This window comes from Halomonas sp. ND22Bw, assembly GCF_003011945.1.
GTDB lineage: Bacteria > Pseudomonadota > Gammaproteobacteria > Pseudomonadales > Halomonadaceae > Halomonas > Halomonas halophila.
In genome coordinates, this window is the sequence record NZ_PXWD01001286.1 from 1 (window position 1) to 256 (window position 256).

Here is a 256-nt window from a genome sequence, read left to right on the forward strand (position 1 = left end):
GGCTGGCCGCATTCGTGCTCGTGATTGCCCAGAACGCCGACCATGGGGATGGTGCAGAGTCTCAAATCCTCCAGAAGCCGCTCCACCTCGGGCGTCTTGCCGTAGTTGGGCAGGTCGCCGCACAGGCACAGGACGTCGGCGTCGTCCGACACCCGCTCGAACAGGTCGCGGTAAGGGCGTTCGCTGGTCTCCCCGACGTGCAGGTCGCCGCCGGCGGCGACGCGCATCCTCTTGGCCGGGCCGGGTTCCAGGCCGG

At 69.1% G+C, this 256-nt stretch carries 1 protein-coding gene; it reads right to left on the reverse strand.

The window, feature by feature from the left end; all coding sequences use genetic code 11:
* Positions 1–227: metallophosphoesterase (locus CVH10_RS22325; protein WP_219925011.1), on the reverse strand; the 227-nt coding region annotated here is incomplete at its 3' end.
* Positions 228–256: the final 29 nt, after the last annotated feature.